Annotated in this window: 13 protein-coding genes and 2 tRNA genes; 4 read left to right on the forward strand and 11 right to left on the reverse strand. The window is 60.9% G+C overall.

What is annotated here, in order from left to right; all coding sequences use genetic code 11:
- Window positions 1-2: 2 nt before the first annotated feature.
- Both L2I41_RS16245 and L2I41_RS16250 read left to right on the forward strand, forming a co-directional pair.
- A complete protein-coding gene (locus L2I41_RS16245; RefSeq protein WP_237154630.1) occupies window positions 3-1,409 on the forward strand; it encodes a DUF6513 domain-containing protein in 1,407 nt (468 codons plus the stop codon).
- Window positions 1,409-1,969, forward strand: coding sequence for a DUF447 domain-containing protein (locus L2I41_RS16250; protein WP_237154631.1), 561 nt, complete (start codon window positions 1,409-1,411; stop codon window positions 1,967-1,969). The genes L2I41_RS16245 and L2I41_RS16250 overlap by 1 nt, the downstream gene beginning before the upstream one ends.
- A 12-nt stretch (window positions 1,970-1,981) precedes the next feature.
- Here the strand turns inward: L2I41_RS16250 and L2I41_RS16255 are convergent, their stop codons facing one another.
- The 4 genes from L2I41_RS16255 to L2I41_RS16270 all read right to left on the reverse strand — a co-directional run bounded on the left by L2I41_RS16255 (window position 1,982) and on the right by L2I41_RS16270 (window position 7,710).
- Complete coding sequence (locus L2I41_RS16255) at window positions 1,982-3,664, reverse strand: tetratricopeptide repeat-containing diguanylate cyclase (protein ID WP_237154632.1); 1,683 nt, start codon at window positions 3,662-3,664, stop codon at window positions 1,982-1,984.
- A gap of 139 nt (window positions 3,665-3,803) precedes the next feature.
- On the reverse strand, window positions 3,804-4,574 hold the full coding sequence (locus L2I41_RS16260; protein ID WP_237154633.1) for a metallophosphoesterase family protein: 771 nt from the start codon (window positions 4,572-4,574) through the stop codon (window positions 3,804-3,806).
- A gap of 50 nt (window positions 4,575-4,624) precedes the next feature.
- Window positions 4,625-7,345 carry a valine--tRNA ligase gene (locus L2I41_RS16265; RefSeq protein WP_237154634.1) on the reverse strand — a complete coding sequence of 907 codons (2,721 nt, stop codon included), beginning with the start codon at window positions 7,343-7,345 and terminating at the stop codon, window positions 4,625-4,627.
- Between the two features lie 122 nt (window positions 7,346-7,467).
- Window positions 7,468-7,710, reverse strand: coding sequence for a hypothetical protein (locus L2I41_RS16270; RefSeq protein WP_237154635.1), 243 nt, complete (start codon window positions 7,708-7,710; stop codon window positions 7,468-7,470).
- 102 nt (window positions 7,711-7,812) lie between these two features.
- Between L2I41_RS16270 and L2I41_RS16275 the strand changes: the two genes are divergently transcribed.
- A complete protein-coding gene (locus L2I41_RS16275) occupies window positions 7,813-8,751 on the forward strand; it encodes a LysR substrate-binding domain-containing protein (protein ID WP_237154636.1) in 939 nt (312 codons plus the stop codon).
- Window positions 8,752-8,797: 46 nt separating this feature from the next.
- Here the strand turns inward: L2I41_RS16275 and L2I41_RS16280 are convergent, their stop codons facing one another.
- From L2I41_RS16280 to L2I41_RS16305, 6 genes are all read right to left on the reverse strand, one after another.
- Entirely contained in the window at window positions 8,798-9,430 is a 633-nt protein-coding gene (locus L2I41_RS16280; protein WP_237154637.1) for a PopZ family protein, read from the reverse strand.
- A 209-nt stretch (window positions 9,431-9,639) separates the two neighbouring features.
- Entirely contained in the window at window positions 9,640-11,052 is a 1,413-nt protein-coding gene (locus L2I41_RS16285) for a TolC family outer membrane protein (protein ID WP_237154638.1), read from the reverse strand.
- A 375-nt stretch (window positions 11,053-11,427) separates the two neighbouring features.
- The gene (locus L2I41_RS16290; RefSeq protein WP_237154639.1) at window positions 11,428-12,084 is read right to left on the reverse strand and encodes a protein-L-isoaspartate O-methyltransferase family protein; all 657 of its coding nucleotides are present in this window, start codon (window positions 12,082-12,084) and stop codon (window positions 11,428-11,430) included.
- Between the two features lie 139 nt (window positions 12,085-12,223).
- Window positions 12,224-12,297, reverse strand: a tRNA-Cys gene (locus L2I41_RS16295).
- 103 nt (window positions 12,298-12,400) lie between these two features.
- Window positions 12,401-12,664 (reverse strand): hypothetical protein, encoded by a 264-nt coding sequence (locus tag L2I41_RS16300; protein WP_237154640.1) that lies wholly within the window; start codon window positions 12,662-12,664, stop codon window positions 12,401-12,403.
- A 553-nt stretch (window positions 12,665-13,217) separates the two neighbouring features.
- A complete protein-coding gene (locus L2I41_RS16305; protein WP_237154641.1) occupies window positions 13,218-13,475 on the reverse strand; it encodes a PGPGW domain-containing protein in 258 nt (85 codons plus the stop codon).
- A 249-nt stretch (window positions 13,476-13,724) separates the two neighbouring features.
- On the opposite strand from L2I41_RS16305, the gene L2I41_RS16310 reads away from it, so the two are divergent.
- A tRNA-Asn gene (locus tag L2I41_RS16310) sits at window positions 13,725-13,800 on the forward strand.
- A gap of 195 nt (window positions 13,801-13,995) precedes the next feature.
- Here the strand turns inward: L2I41_RS16310 and L2I41_RS16315 are convergent.
- Window positions 13,996-15,354, reverse strand: a complete 1,359-nt coding sequence (locus L2I41_RS16315) for an L-serine ammonia-lyase (RefSeq protein WP_237154642.1) — start codon at window positions 15,352-15,354, stop codon at window positions 13,996-13,998.
- Window positions 15,355-15,479: the final 125 nt, after the last annotated feature.

Raw genomic sequence — 15,479 nt, forward strand, 5'->3', positions numbered from 1 at the left:
CCATGTCCGACCGCCAAGATCACATCGTCCTGCTGACCGGCCACCTCGCCTTGCGACGGGTCGAAGCGGCCATGCAGTCCCTGAAGTCACCGCCATTCACCTGGTCGGTGATCGACGTCGGCGTGAAGGTGGCGGCGCTGATGACCGGGGAGATCATTCGCCGGCGCGTGAGCTTGCCGGAAGGAACGACCAAGGTAGTCGTGCCCGGGCGTTGCCGGGCCGATCTCGATCTCCTGGCGCAGCATTTCGGGGTCCCCGTGGAGCGGGGACCGGACGAAGCGGTGGACATTCCGCAGTATTTTGGCGGCAAGAGCCGTTCCGGGCGGCTCGATCGGCACGATCTGCGCATCTTTGCCGAGATTGTGGATGCGCCAGAAAGTGCCATCGAGGCGGTGCTGAAGCGCGCCGCAGCGCACAAGGCAGCGGGCGCTGACGTGATCGACATCGGCGGTCTGCCCGATACGCCGTTTCCGCATCTTGGCGAACTGGTGCAGGAGCTGAAGCGGCAGGGCTATCTGGTATCCGTCGATAGCGCCGACATCGGCGAGATCGAGACTGGCGTGAGAGCTGGCGCGGACTTCATCCTGTCGCTCAACGAAACCACGCTAGAACGCGGTATGGAGTTGCCGGCGACACCGGTGCTTGTGCCGGCATTGCCCGGCGACCTGCCGTCGCTGATCCGTGCCTGCGAGCGGATGGAGAAGCTTGGCCTGCCCTACATGGCCGATCCCATCCTCGATCCCATTCATTTCGGCTTCACCGAGTCCATTGCGCGATATCACCAGTTTCGCAAGGAGATGCCGCAGGCCGAGATGCTGATGGGGACGGGCAATCTCACCGAACTCACCGAAGCCGACACGACCGGCATCACAGCCGTGCTCACCGGAATCTGTTCGGAACTGTCGATCCGCAACGTGCTGATCGTGCAGGTGAGTCCCCATACTCGGCGCACCGTGCAGGAGCATGACGCGGCGCGGCGCATCATGCATGCGGCCAAGACAGACGGCGGACTGCCGAAGGGCTACTCGCAGGCACTGCTGGGGTTGCATGATCGCAAGCCATTTGCAAACACGCCGGAGGGCATTGCCGAGATGGCAGGCGAAGTGCGTGACGCCAACTTCCGCATTGAAGTCGCCGCAGACGGCATCCACGTCTACAATCGCGACCTGCATCAGGTCTACAGGGACGCCTTCGACTTCTTCCCGCATCTGGGCGTGGAATCCGATGGGGGGCACGCCTTCTATCTCGGCGCGGAGTTGACCAAGGCGGAGATCGCCCTGGCACTCGGCAAGCGTTATGCGCAAGACGCGCCGCTGGACTGGGGGATTTCTGCCGACCGGCGGCAGGAGGACCTCTCACGTCTGCAGGAGGCGGGACATACGCTGAAAGGCAAGGAGCGCAAGAGCTGATGCCCTTCATTCTGGAAACCATCATTGCGACACGCAACGCCGATGGGTCATTTCATGTGCGGCCTTACGGCCTGCACCGGGATGGGGACGAGTGGATCTTCCTCCCGTTTCGCCCGTCGCCGGCGATCGACAATCTGGCGCGCCATCCGTTTCTGGTTGCCTCACATCCCAGCGACGTACGAGTACTCGCCGGCTTCCTGACCGGGCGGTCGGAGTGGCCTTTGGTGCCGGCCGAGACGGTCGATGGCGTCCGACTTGCCGATACTTCCGGTCATATGGAGATGGAAGTGGTCGGCGTCGAGCAAGACGATGTCCGGCCCCGCTTCCGCTGCCGCGTCGTGCATGAAGTGGCCCATCGCGCCGTCACCGGCTTCAACCGGGCCCAGGCCGCCGTGCTGGAGGCGGCAATCCTGTCGACGCGGCTTGATCGGTTGCCGCCCGACAAGATCAAGGACGAGATCGCCTATCTGAAGATCGCCATCGACAAATGTGCGGGGCCGCAGGAGCTGGAAGCCTGGGGCTGGATCATCGAGAAAATCGGGGCAAGCGTTGCGCTTTGAGTGTCCGGGCTGTCAGACCGCGATGCGGTTTCTACCAGCATTCTTCGCCCGGTAAAGGCTTGCATCGGCGCGCCTAATCAAGCTGTCGCTGTCATCGCTCGGCGTGACTTCCGCCAGCCCGAAGCTTGCAGTGACCTGAAGCCCGGGCGCCAGGTTGTCCCACACATGGTTCGCAATGTGCTGACGCAAGCGCTCACAAATCCCATGAGCCCGGCCGAGGCCGGCGTCATCCAGCAGGATCATGAACTCCTCGCCGCCGTAGCGAATGGCAACATCATCGCCGCGAAGATCACCGCGCAGGATCTCGGCGATTTCCTTCAGCACCCTGTCCCCTGTGGAGTGCCCGAAGCGGTCGTTCACCGTCTTGAAATGATCGACGTCCACGAGGACGATTGAAAAGGCCTTGCTGTCGGCGCGGCTTGCGGCCAGTCGCTTTTTGAACTCCCTATCGAGGAAGTGGCGATTGAACAAACCCGTCAAGGCATCCTTGAGGGCCATCTCGTCGGCGCTTCTGGCAAGGGCGGCGAGCGACTTGATAGATCGCTCCAGCTTTTCGCTGTGATCGGACAGCTCACGATGGCGAGCAGCTGCCTTCTCAGCCTCGAGACGGGCATTCATCAGCGCGACGCGATCGACCATGATGGAGGCCTTGAGCGCGGCCTGAGCGCTGGAGATCTTGCGATCGAACTGATGATAGTCGCGATAGTGGCGCAGAGCTGCTCCGGTATCGCCGATCTGCTCGCAAGCCGTCGCCAGGCAACGGCAAATGTCGCGGCTCGATGTGTCTTCCGCAATGTCGGTTGAAAGCACCAGCGCCGCTTCAAGGACCGAGATGGCTTGTTCGGGCTGCTTCTGAATCAACAAGATCTTGCCGCGATAGTGGATGGCCGACAGCCCCAGGGAGCGATACTCGCGCGCGGCCGCAATCTGCTCCGTGCTGGCAAGAGCCTGGAATGCTTCGTCAAATCGCTCCAGCAGACCAAAGACGAAGCCAAGATTGCAAAGGATCAACGCCTCGCGGTAGGGATTGCTGGCCTTTCGTGCGAAGAACAGTGCCCGCTCGCCGTATGTCAGAGCCCTTTCCAGATCCTCCTTCGGCAGGTGCTGGCCGGTCTCGGCAAGATTATCCTCCCAGACACACAGATTGTCGGTCAGATTGTTGAGAATGCAGAACTTCTCCTCATCGCCGAGCTGCTCGGCATAAGCGAGAGCCTTGCGCATCATTTCATCGCTTGCCTGATGATGCCCAAGCTCATTCTGAAGCGTAGCGGCGCGATTGTGGCACCAGTAGAGAAGTTCTCCGTCGTCCAGACGGGTCGCAATCTCCAGCGCCTGTTCGATGTCCGTGAAGGCGTCTTCCAGCAGTCCCAGCAGTCTCTTTACCGCGACACCGAGGTAAAGCGTCGTGGCAATCAGATGATCGTCGCCAATCTGCCGTGCGGCAGCGGTTGCCTCGCCAATCACGGTGAAGGCCGCTTTCGGATCGCCCTGGACCATGTGGACCTTGGACAGCAGGATCAGTGCCTTGCTGCGCTGCATCTGATCTGCAGCCTCAAGGGCCATCGATACAGTCACCTCACCCAGCGCGCGCGCGTCGTCGTAGCGGCCAGCCAACCGGGCAGCCTCAGCAAAGTCATAGGCTTCCTGTGCCGTTGACGGCCTCAAGTCCGGCTTGATCTGACACGCGGTCTTCATGAAGGTTGGGAGCCCCGAAGCAATAATTTTGCAATGATGCACTTGAGAGTTTTGCGGATAAGCAATTTAACCGCTCAAGTTTGAACGAAATGCAAATATTTGCTGCAGAAAGAGCGACTTCACGGTCGCCAGGTCGGTCTCAGGCGATCCAGCCGCCTCCAAGAGCCTGACTCCATTCGCGGCGCCCCGCATCTGCCGCCATTTCCGCCACACGCCTGCTGTCATAGGGAATGGCATGATGGCTGACGCGCCAGGAGGCGCTCCCTCTTTCAGCGATCGCAAAGCGGGCGTCAGGACTGCCGACCTGCATGACGTGAACCGGATGGTCATCGGTATAGCCCGGGCAACCGACCGAACCGGGATTGACGATCGTCAGCCCGTGCGACGTTCGGACCACGCGCGGCACGTGGGTGTGGGCACAGAGTGCAAGGCTAGCAAAGACACCTGCCGGGATCGCCGAGGCGTGGGCCTCAACCTGCGCCTTGTCGGCAAGACGCATGCGCCCGGCCTCGACTGTCTCCAGCCAATAGGTCTCGTCGGAGGTCGGCGTGCCGTGGCAGCAGAAGATGTCGTCCAGAACCAGGGTGGCGGGCAGCGCTTCCAGCCACTGAAGATGACGCTCTTCAAGCTGGGCAAAGGCCACGCGATCCGATGGGCCTAGAACATCCAGCTCCCATTCGCCGAGGGAATGGCGCGGGACAGTGACAAGATAGCGATCATGATTGCCGGAAATGCAGACGATGTCGCTTCGCGCCATCAGCATATCCGCCGTGCGACGCGCTTCCAGCGGTCCGCTCAGGTGATCACCGAGACACACAATCCGGTCGCAGGTCATGCCTGACAGCTCGTGGAGTACCGCTTCGAGCGCGTCGGCGTTGCCATGGATATCAGCGATAACAGCGATGCGCATGAACGGCTCTCTCCATGAAAAAAGGGGGGCTTCTGGCCCCCCTCGCATTCCTACTTCAAGCGCTCCAGCGCCTCGCGGACCTTCGACAATCGCTCGGCGTAGCCCTCGCGTTTTGCCTTCTCTTCCTCGACCACTTCTTCAGGGGCCTTGGCGACGAAGGCAGCGTTGCCGAGCTTCTTGTCGATGCGCTCGATTTCACCGGCAAGCTTGGTCTCCTCCTTGCCGAGGCGACCGCGTTCGCCGTCGAGATCAACGACGCCGCTGAGCGGCAGCGCGATGGTGCCGTCGGCGGTAACGATCTGGGCCGACTGGCCGGGCGCCGCATCGGCGACGGAAACGTCGGACACGCGAGCCTGACGCTGGATTGCCGCCTTGTGGGTGTCGAACCAGGCCTTGACCTTGTCCGACGCCCCCACCAGCACCAGCGGCAGCAGCGTTGCCGGAGCAACATTCATCTCGGCACGAACCGAACGGATCTCGGTGATGACCGAAATCAGCCAGTTGATCTCGTCGGCCGCGTCGGTGGAGGCGGTGGAGCCTTCCGGCCATGCGGTCAGGACCAGAAGGCCGTCGCGCGCCGGACCGGACTTGCCGGTCTCCGCCCAGAGCTCTTCGGTGATGAAGGGCATGAAGGGATGCAGCACCTTCAGGATCTCGTCGATCACATAGGCGCAGGTGGCGCGCGTCTCTGCCTTGGCGGAGCCGTCTTCACCCGTGAGCACCGGCTTGGTGAACTCGAGATACCAGTCGCAGAAGTTGTTCCAGACGAAGCGGTAGATGGCAGCTGCCGCGTCGTTGAAGCGATAGGCGTCGACCGCCTCGGTGACCTCGGCGGCTGCCTTGCGAGCCTCGGTGACGATCCAGCGATTGAGGGTCTCGACGACCGTATCCGGATTGAAGCCGGCGACACGTTCGCAGCCGTTCATCTGGCTGAAACGCACGGCGTTCCAGAGCTTGGTGCCGAAGTTGCGGTAGCCGCCGACACGGCTGGTGGCGAGCTTGATGTCGCGCCCCTGCGCGGCCATGGCGGCCAGCGTGAAGCGCAGGGCGTCAGCGCCGAACTCGTCGATCAGGTTCAGCGGATCGATGACGTTGCCCTTGGACTTCGACATCTTGGCGCCCTTCTCGTCGCGGACGAGGGCGTGGATATAGACGTCCTTGAAGGGCTCGACGCCCATGAAGTGCTTGCCCATCATCATCATGCGGGCGACCCAGAAGAAGATGATGTCGAAGCCGGTCACCAGCACGTTGGTGGGATAGTAGCGGGCGAGCTCCGGCGTCTGGTCGGGCCAGCCGAGCGTGGAGAAGGGCCAGAGCGCAGAGGAGAACCAGGTGTCGAGCACGTCCTCGTCGCGCTTGAGCGGCGTGGGCTGGCCATAGTGAGCATCAGCCTCCGCCTGTGCGGCCGCTTCGCTTTCGGCAACGAAGGTCTTGCCATCCGGACCATACCAGGCCGGGATCTGGTGGCCCCACCACAGTTGGCGCGAGATGCACCAGGGCTGGATGTTCTCGAGCCAGTCGAAATAGGTCTTTTCCCAGTTCTTCGGCACGAAGCTGGTGCGGCCTTCCTTCACCGAGGCGATGACCGGTTCGGCCAGCACCTTGGCGTTGACATACCACTGGTCGGTGAGGAAGGGCTCGATCGGCACGCCGCCACGGTCGCCATGGGGGACCATGTGGACGTTGGGCTCGATCTTTTCGAGCAGGCCCTTTTCCTCGAAGGCAGCGACGATCATCTTGCGGGCGATGAAGCGGTCGAGGCCGTGCAGCTTCTCGACGGTTTCGTCCAGCTCGCTGGACGGATTGACGCCTTCAAAGAAGTCGGCGTTGTCCTTCAGCGCCAGCTTGGCTTCTATGTCGAGCACATTGATGGCCTTGAGATCATGGCGCTTGCCGACCTCGAAGTCGTTGAAATCATGCGCCGGAGTGATCTTCACCGCGCCGGTACCCTTCTCGGGGTCGGAATAGTCATCCGCAACGATGGGGATCAGACGGCCGACCAGCGGCAGCTTCACCAGCTTGCCGATGAGATGCTTGTAGCGATCATCTTCCGGGTTTACCGCCACGGCGACGTCGCCGAGCATCGTCTCGGGGCGCGTGGTGGCGACGACGATATAGGTGGCGGGATCTTCGCTGTCATAGCCCTCGCCGAGCGGATAGCGCAGATACCACAGGTGGCCCTTCACCTCGGTCTGGATCACCTCGAGATCGGAGATGGCCGTGAGCATCACCGGGTCCCAGTTCACAAGGCGCTTGTCCTTGTAGATCAGACCTTCGCGATAGAGCTGGACGAAGACCTTCAGCACGGACTTGGACAGGCCCTCGTCCATGGTGAAGCGTTCGCGCGACCAGTCGCAGGAAGCGCCGAGGCGCTTCAACTGATTGACGATGGTGCCGCCGGACTCCGCCTTCCACTCCCAGACCCGCTTGACGAAGGCCTCGCGGCCCATGTCACGGCGACCGGGCTGCTGGCGATCGCGCAGCTGGCGCTCCACCACCATCTGCGTGGCGATGCCGGCGTGATCGAGGCCCGGCTGCCAGAGAACGTCGCGACCGCGCATGCGCATGATGCGGACAAGGATGTCCTGCAGCGTGTTGTTCAGCGCGTGGCCCATGTGCAGCGAGCCGGTTACATTCGGCGGCGGGATGACGATGGTGAAGGGATCGCCCCCTTCCTTCTTGCCGGCACCGGCGGCAAAGGCCTTGGCATCTTCCCAGGCCTTGGCAATACGGGGCTCCACGTCCTGCGCTTCGAATGTCTTTTCCAGCATGATCGCCGTCTTTTTCCGTCACGATTTTGGGTCTGCGACGGTTAGCCCCTGGACGGCGGAAAATCAACAATGTTGGCAGCCGAGGTGGAGGACAATCGGACGCCGGGACAGCGACTGGCCGCCTACCAGCGGTGACTTGCCTGCTGCAACAGGCGACTCAGGCTCTCGTCTGACGCCTCACGCATCTGCCCTTCCGTCAGGCGCCCTTCCGTGAGGCCGATGTCGCGCAGCTCCGCAGCGCTCAGATCAGCCGTGTTGATTGCGGCGCGAATGCGCAGTCCGAAGCGCACGCGCGCCCTGACGAACCGCAGGAATTTTGCGAACAGATGGCCCTGCCCGGCCTGTGTGAGACCAGCATCGCTCATGGGATTACCCTTGACTGTTTGATGTCTATGATCACAGTTTGTCAGGTAATTCCGTTAGATACCAACGGAAGCTCCCTCTCTACCCATAAAGAGAGCTTATCCATGAAGCTGTCGCGCCAGATCCCTCTCAATACGCTGCGCGTCTTCGAAGCCGTGGCGCGCCTGATGAGCTTTACCAAGGCCGGTGCGGAACTCGGCATGACGCAGACGGCGGTCAGCTATCAGGTGAAGCTGCTGGAGGACACGCTGGAGACGCCGCTTTTCCTGCGTCGACCACGACAGATCGAGTTCACAGAGGCCGGCGCACGGTTGGCGCCCAAGGTGGCGGAGGCCTTCGCACTGATCGACGACGCGCTTGCGGGACTGAAGATGGTGCAGGATGAAACGCTGACCATCTCGACAACGCCGACCTTTGCCGCACATTGGCTGGCCCAGCGCATCGGCAAGTTCCAGCTCGCCGCGCCAAACATCGCCGTCCGCCTGCAGACCAGCCTTGACCTGTCCGACTTCAGCCGCGAACCCGTGGATCTCGCCATCCGCTATGGAACATCCGGCGGGCAAGGGCTCGCCAGCCACCATGTGATGCGGATCGACTATACTCCGATGTTGAGCCCTGCCCTCTTGGCAAGCGAAGGGCCGCTCACCGAGCCGCGCGATCTCTTGCGCCTTCGCCTCATCGACCCGGGTGATCCCTGGTGGCCCGCCTGGTTCAGCGCCGCTGGAGTGCCGGATGCCGATCTCAAGGGGCGCCCGCGCACACGCCTTGGCTCCCAGACCTTCGAGGCCAGTTCGGCCATTGCCGGGCATGGCGTTGCCATCCTCACGCCAGCCTTCTATCGGCCGGAAGTGGCAACGGGGCAGCTCGTTCAGCCGTTCTCACTGGTGTGCAGCGACGACCGCACCGGCTACTGGCTTGTCTATCCAGAAGGGCGAAAGCATCAGCCGAAGATACGAGCGTTCAGAGACTGGCTGCTGGCCGAAATCGCCGCCGATGAAAACATTCGCTATCTGGTCGGAAGCAACATGGCGCGATCGGACTGAGCTTCAGGCTCGCTGTGCAGCAGTCCGCCTTCACGAGGGCCGCGACTTATCGCCCACGCGATACGCGTTCGATCTCCGCCCGCACCAGCCGTTCGACGATCGCGGGCAGGTTCTCGTCCAGCCACCCCTTCAGCATGGGGCGCAGCATTTCCTTGACGAGATCATCCAGCGTCTTGGCATTGGCGGCGAGGATGGTGTGCGTGAGCTGACCGAAGGCCGAGTGAACCGATGCCCCGGTCGTCTCGGACACAAGAGGCTCTTCTTCCACCGGGTCCGGTCGGCGCGCTTCGACACGCGGAGCCGGCTTGGGCGCGACGCGAACCGGTTCGGGCTCCGGTTCGGGTTCCGGCTCAGGGGCTTCGGGCTCAACGAAAGCCAACTCTGCCTCGTCGGGGCGCAGCCCCTCCACGAGGTCGAGCACCTCCTCAGGCTCAGAGGCTGCCATCGCGCCAAGGTCGAGGACCTCAGCATCATCCTCGGCCTGAGCTTCCGTTTCATCCGACTGGGCGAAGAGACGATCAAGATCGTCTTCGGACATGTGTTCATTGGCAAAATCGGGCTCAGGCGCAGCTTTTGGTGCCGACTTGGCCGGCGCGTCCGACTCGTCCGAAATGATCCGACGAATGGAAGCCAGGATGTCTTCCATTGAAGGTTCAGCGGACTGGGCTGCCTTGGCCATCGATATCACTCCGCGCGGTACGCCTGAAACACGTCTGATGCCTCACAGGAGGCCCAGCAGAACAACCGGGAAAAGGCTGTCCTGATTCGATAATCCTTGAAAGTATAAGGTGTTTTCTTGAAAAGCGGTATGTCCAGAAAAGGAAAAGCCGGGGATTAACCCCGGCTGCCATTCATTTTTCACGCTTGTAACCATGAGCGGGCGAACCATCAGCGCCCATCAGGCGTGCGCAGGCCGAACCACTTGTCACGGACTTGGGTGTAGTGCTGCTCGGGCTTGTAGGCCGCGACCTTGAGGCCGAGGCGATCGTGGTCAAGGCGGCCCATGGCGGAGAGCACTGCATAGCTGGCAACCACAGAGTTCCGTTGAGCGCTGACAAGTTGGATCTTTGCGGCAATCAGGTCGCTTTGGGAGTTCAGAACATCAAGTGTGGTGCGCTGACCGACCTTCTGCTCTTCAATGACGCCTTCGAGTGCGAGTTGGCTAGCGTCCACCTGAGCTCGTGCAGCCCCAATTTGAGCAGACGAAGACTCAAGCACCCCCCACGCGGAGACAAGCGCAGTATTGACTTGGTCACGCACGGCGTCAGCTTGAATCCTAGCTTGACCGAGAGTTTCCTTAGCCTCACGAACCGATGAGTACTCGCTGCCCCCCTGATAGATCGGGATTGTCAGTTTACCCATTATGGAACCTGACAAGGACTCCGACCTGTCAAATGAAGCTCCACTGCCACTTAAATCATCGTAACTCTTTTCTACGGACGCAGTAATATTAAAGGTGGGCAATAATGCGCCCTCGGCAATCGCTACATTTGCTGCAGCAACATCGATGTTATTAATCGACGAGAGAATAGCTGGGTGCTCCTTCACCGATACGGAGACAGCTGTGTCAACTGATTTTGGGAGCAAGGCGCGAACGGTTCCCGGCTCTCTCAACGCTGTTGGCTTATGACCAATAACTTCCAAAAACGAAGCACTCGCACTGAGCAAATTTGCCTGCGATACACTGACCGCTGACGTAGCAGCAGCTAAAGCAGCCTCGGCCTGAGAAACGTCCGTCCTAGTGCCTTCGCCCACCTGAAATCTATCTCTGGCTGCACGCACCTGTTCTCGCAAGAACTCGACATTTGATTGACGCAAACTCAATATCTGTTGCGCTTCAATCACATCCATATATACGGTCACAGCATTCTGCAACGTAACCTGCTCGGTGTTGCGCAGCATCTCTCTTGCGGCACGAACTGCAGCCTCTGCGGCTTTGACGCCATTAGCGACTCGCCCACCAGTGTAGACCGGCTGGACAATCTGAAGCCCATAAGAGAACTGATACGCGTTCGTATCCGTTGGGTTGGGCTTTGCTAACTTGAGAGTCGGCTCACGACTACCGTCAGTCCACTGAGCGGTACCTTGAATGAATGCACTGATCGACGGCCTATACCCCGCCAGCGCCTGCGGCACACGTTCATCCGTCGCCCGCACGCCAGCCCGCGCCGCGTTCAGCGACGGGTTGTTCGAGTAAGCCGCCGACATGGCATCCAGCAGCGATTCTGCCGAGGCTGCGGAGGTCATGGCCAGAACGGCACAGAGCGCGCCGGACAGGAACAGAGTTCTATTGATTGCCAAGACGGACCTCACGCTGCTTGCTTTGTCGCTGGTACGATCAGCTTAGTGGTCCCGATCGAACGCGCATCTCACAGTTCCGTGAGGCGCAGCCCCTGACCGCCAAATCGTTAAACCAACGTTAATTGTCGCCGTTTCGCACTATAGTCGGAAGCCCCGCGAGCGAAAGGCGGCGACACCCTCAATCCACCGATAAGACCCGACTGGTGCACGGAAGCCACAGCTTTGTTCACCTGTGGGATCTATTTCTTTTGGTCATGTTTTCAAGACCATAGCTTGGGGCGAACAAAGAACGGCGTGCGCAGCAAAAAGGGCCGCCAGCGTTCGGCTGGCAGCCCTTTTGATTCTCCAGATAGAGATTCGCTGTCCGCGCGATCTTCAGAAGACGAATGCAGGCTCCGCAGCAAAGCCCGGCAGCAGCGGCACAGATGCATTGAACAATATGCGACCGGAAACATCCTTACCCGTGCGCAGGTAGACCTTGGCAACAGCGCTGTTGCCCTTGCCCTCGACCAGAAGGAGGCGGCCTCCGTCTGCCAGCTGCGCAGCCAATGCGCTCGGAAACTCTTCAACGGAACCGTTGAGAAGGATCACATCGAAAGGCCCCTTGTCGGCCGCACCGGTGGCGAGCTTGCCCGTGACCACGGTGACAGTGCCCAAACCGGACAAAGCCTTGGTGGCAGAGGAAGCAAAGCTGGCGTCTTCTTCGAGCGCAACGACAGAGCCGGCCAGGCGAGAGAGGACCGCAGCGCCGTAGCCCGTGGCACTGCCCACTTCGAGCACCTTGTCCGTGGCCTTCACGCCGGCTGCCTGAACGAGCTTGGCGAAGACCATCGGGTGCACCAGCACGCGCGACTTCTCCGACTCACCGACCGGCAGGTTGCGATCGATATAGGCCAACGCCTTGCGCGGCTCCGGCACGAAGTCCTCGCGCGCCACCGTCAGCATAGCGTCGATGATGCGAAGGTCGGTGACGTCGTTCGTCCTGACCTGACCATCAACCATCTTGGTGCGCAAAACCGAAAAATCGACCATGGCTTTCCGAGTCCCGTGTTCACAACATGCCGTCGGCATCCATTATCCGTCCGGCGCGCGCGAAACAAGCATTTCCGTGCGATGCACAAAATCCAATTGGAAATTGGTGCAAGTGGACTGCTGATTTTCATCTGGAAAATGGAGGCCACGGAGGGAATCGAACCCCCGTGCACGGATTTGCAATCCGCTGCGTCACCACTCCGCCACGTGGCCCCACGGCCCGGCTTATTATGGGAGTTCAGGGCGCGTTGCAAGAGGGGTAAAGCGCGCGCCCTGGAAAATGCGTGCCATGGGATGATTCCCTCGCCGCGAAAGGTCAGGCATTGGCAACGAGGCGGTCCTCGTTCATGGCCTGATAGGCAGCGATGTGGGCCACGCGCAGAGGCTCGACCTCATCAAAGGCACGCCCCTTCGACAGCAGAGAGCTCGCAGCCCGCTGTGCGTCGCGAACAGTGGCAAACACCTGGCCGTCGAGATCCCACACCTCGAACTTGACTGCGACAAAGCGGTAGGCGCCCCGCTCGGGAGCGGCGACCGCAACGGCCTGGCCTGCGACTTGGATGACTTCTGACTTTGACATGAAATAATCTCCTGGCCCGTAAAGCTACGGGTCATCATCTTGTTGAATTTTCTGATTGTTTGACTGGTGGCCGTCAGACGGCGCACATTCGCCAAAGTCGTTTCGAACACAGATGATCGGGAAGGAACGTGGAAAGGCATACATTCGTTCGCGTTACAAACGCTTCCGTAATGAATGTCATTTCAGACCTCCTTTCCCTAGGCTGCGGGTCTCATGCCCCCCGCTTGACGACACCTCATAAAGGCCAACGGCGACCAAAATATGACGTGCCCTTTGATGAGACTCCAAATCGGATTTTGAATCCTCGATTCAAGTCTAATTGGAATGAACTTTTTGTGAGATCCGAAAAGCTCGGCCCAATCTCGGAAAAATATGCCACACACAGCCGGTGGTGCAAAGGCGTAGAATTGCCAAGACTGCCGCATTTGGCGATTAACTTTGCGTGAACTGGCGAGGCGTGCTTCGTGAAAGTGCCGGATGGTAAACACGAGGTTAAGGCCGCCCGCCGAGGCTACATCGCCCCCCCCAACCTGCAATCTGGGCGGCGACGGCTCTAGCGGCGCCATCGCGCAACAAGGCGGGCGAACCAGACGTCCAGTCGGCGCCGCAATCGCCGAGCCCAGTGGGAATCGACGGAGAGAATCGCCAGCCCGACGGGAACCATCCAGAATCCCAATACCGGCAGAAATCCGAACAGCCCCAACAGCACGAAGAGAACACCGAGACCGGTCCGCGCCAATCGGCTCGCCGGCAATGGGATGGCGCGCCCCAGAATGCGGACGCGTGTCGGCTTGTCCTTGTGCGCTGTCATGCGGGTTCCCGTGTTGCAAGGCCGGATTCGCCCGGCTGGAGGCTCACTGCAAATCGGTACCCAAGCCTCCTGTTTCAATGCCGGCCTGTCCGGCATTTTCCACGAAACAAAAAATATCTTTTTGTTTCAGTTAGTTACTGGCAAAATGCACAAGATCCGACGGCAAAATGCACGAGTTTTGCAAATTCCTTCGCAAAGGGGCTTTGCAAACCGAAAGGGCTTTGTTATACGCACCGCCACCGAAGCTGTTCCGCGATAGCTCAGTTGGTAGAGCAGGTGACTGTTAATCACCGGGTCGTAGGTTCGAGTCCTACTCGCGGAGCCATCGGTTTCCAAACAAAATCAGAAGCTTGCCGTTGACCGGATGGTCAATGAATCCACACGTGCGAGCCGCTTGCCGACGGTCGCAAGGCGCGATCAATCGACAAGGTTTCGTGCGTGCGAGAACACAGCCGCCAGCTGTCCCTTGAGGGACGCTGGCGATGGCAAGGCGCTCAGGGAGTTGGCTTCGCCTGGCGGCTCAGCAGGCGGTCACGTTGACCGCGAGGCCGCCGAGGCTGGTTTCCTTGTATTTGCTCTGCATGTCCAGGCCGGTCTGGCGCATGGTCTCGATCACCGTGTCCAGGCTGACGATATGCTCGCCGTCGCCGTGCAAGGCGAGGGAGGCGGCATTGATCGCCTTCACGGCGCCAAAAGCGTTGCGCTCGATGCAGGGGATCTGCACGAGACCACCGACGGGATCGCAGGTCATGCCGAGGTGGTGCTCGATGGCAATTTCGGCTGCATTTTCGATCTGGGCGTTGCTGCCGCCGAGCGCGGCGCAAAGACCTGCCGCCGCCATGGCGGCCGCTGACCCTACCTCCCCCTGACAACCGACTTCGGCGCCGGAGATGGAGGCGTTGCGCTTGATGAGCCCGCCGATGGCCGTGGCGGCCAGGAAGAAGGTCCTGATTCCCTCGGCGTCCGCACCCGGGCAGAAGTCGCGGTAATAGCGCAAGACCGCCGGTACGACACCGGCAGCGCCATTGGTCGGCGCGGTGACGACACGACCGCCGGCGGCGTTCTCCTCATTCACGGCAATGGCAAAGCAGGAAACAAAGTCCATCACCGAATGCGGGGCCCGGTCGTTGGAGGCGTGTTTGGCCTCTATCCGTTCGAAGAGCTTTCGCGCACGACGCTTTACCTTGAGGCCACCGGACAGCTCGCCTTCCTGCATCAGGCCGCGATCGATACAGGCAAACATGGTAGCCGCAACACGATCGATCTCGTCGAGAACCTTGATTTCAGCCCGACGCGCGCGCTCGTTGGCCAGCGTCAGCGCGGCAACGCTGAGCCCGGCCGCCTCCGCCTGGATGAGCAGTTCTTCGGCCGTGCGATAGGGATAGGGTACACGGACATCCTCTGCACCTTGCCCTTCGTCACCGTCGCGAACGACGAAGCCGCCGCCCACCGAGTACCAGACCTCGGCATAGGCAACGTCGCCGCGCGAATCGAGCGCCTGGAACTGCATGGCATTCGGGTGGCGGGCAAAGGTCTCGATACAGTCGAAGACCACGTCGGTGTCCGGGTCGAAGGGGATGTGGCGGCCATTGGCCAGCACAAGACGTCGATCTTCCGCAAGTTCCGCCAACTCGGTTTCTGCGAGGTCAGGATCGAGACTGTCGGGACGCAAGCCCGCCAACCCGAGGATCATCGCCTTGTCGGTAGCATGGCCCTTGCCGGTCCAGGCGAGCGAGCCATAGGCGGTCGCGGTGATGCGCGCGACCTTGCCGAGATGGGGCTCGAGATTGTGCATGAAGGTCACCGCCGCACGCATCGGCCCGATCGTATGCGATGACGACGGCCCGATCCCGATCTTGAAGAGCTCGGCAAAGGTCACCGGTGCTTCCGCCGCAATCACGGGAGAGTGGTTGGCTGATTCAAGGCTGGGCGTGGGAAGCACTTCTGGACACCTGGACGTTCGGGGGGACGCTCGGGAACAAAGGCAATCGGATCAGATTGGCG

Origin of the sequence: Oryzibacter oryziterrae, from assembly GCF_021864535.1 — a bacterium.
Classification (GTDB): domain Bacteria; phylum Pseudomonadota; class Alphaproteobacteria; order Rhizobiales; family Pleomorphomonadaceae; genus Pleomorphomonas; species Pleomorphomonas oryziterrae.

What these genes read in the sequence shown, in the direction of transcription:
- L2I41_RS16245 (WP_237154630.1), top strand. Translation starts at nt 3, where the DNA reads ATGTCCGACCGCCAAGATCACATCGTCCTGCTGACCGGCCACCTCGCC.
- L2I41_RS16250 (WP_237154631.1), top strand. Translation starts at nt 1,409, where the DNA reads ATGCCCTTCATTCTGGAAACCATCATTGCGACACGCAACGCCGATGGG.
- L2I41_RS16255 (WP_237154632.1), bottom strand. Translation starts at nt 3,664, where the DNA reads ATGAAGACCGCGTGTCAGATCAAGCCGGACTTGAGGCCGTCAACGGCA.
- L2I41_RS16260 (WP_237154633.1), bottom strand. Translation starts at nt 4,574, where the DNA reads ATGCGCATCGCTGTTATCGCTGATATCCATGGCAACGCCGACGCGCTC.
- L2I41_RS16265 (WP_237154634.1), bottom strand. Translation starts at nt 7,345, where the DNA reads ATGCTGGAAAAGACATTCGAAGCGCAGGACGTGGAGCCCCGTATTGCC.
- L2I41_RS16270 (WP_237154635.1), bottom strand. Translation starts at nt 7,710, where the DNA reads ATGAGCGATGCTGGTCTCACACAGGCCGGGCAGGGCCATCTGTTCGCA.
- L2I41_RS16275 (WP_237154636.1), top strand. Translation starts at nt 7,813, where the DNA reads ATGAAGCTGTCGCGCCAGATCCCTCTCAATACGCTGCGCGTCTTCGAA.
- L2I41_RS16280 (WP_237154637.1), bottom strand. Translation starts at nt 9,430, where the DNA reads ATGGCCAAGGCAGCCCAGTCCGCTGAACCTTCAATGGAAGACATCCTG.
- L2I41_RS16290 (WP_237154639.1), bottom strand. Translation starts at nt 12,084, where the DNA reads ATGGTCGATTTTTCGGTTTTGCGCACCAAGATGGTTGATGGTCAGGTC.
- L2I41_RS16300 (WP_237154640.1), bottom strand. Translation starts at nt 12,664, where the DNA reads ATGTCAAAGTCAGAAGTCATCCAAGTCGCAGGCCAGGCCGTTGCGGTC.
- L2I41_RS16305 (WP_237154641.1), bottom strand. Translation starts at nt 13,475, where the DNA reads ATGACAGCGCACAAGGACAAGCCGACACGCGTCCGCATTCTGGGGCGC.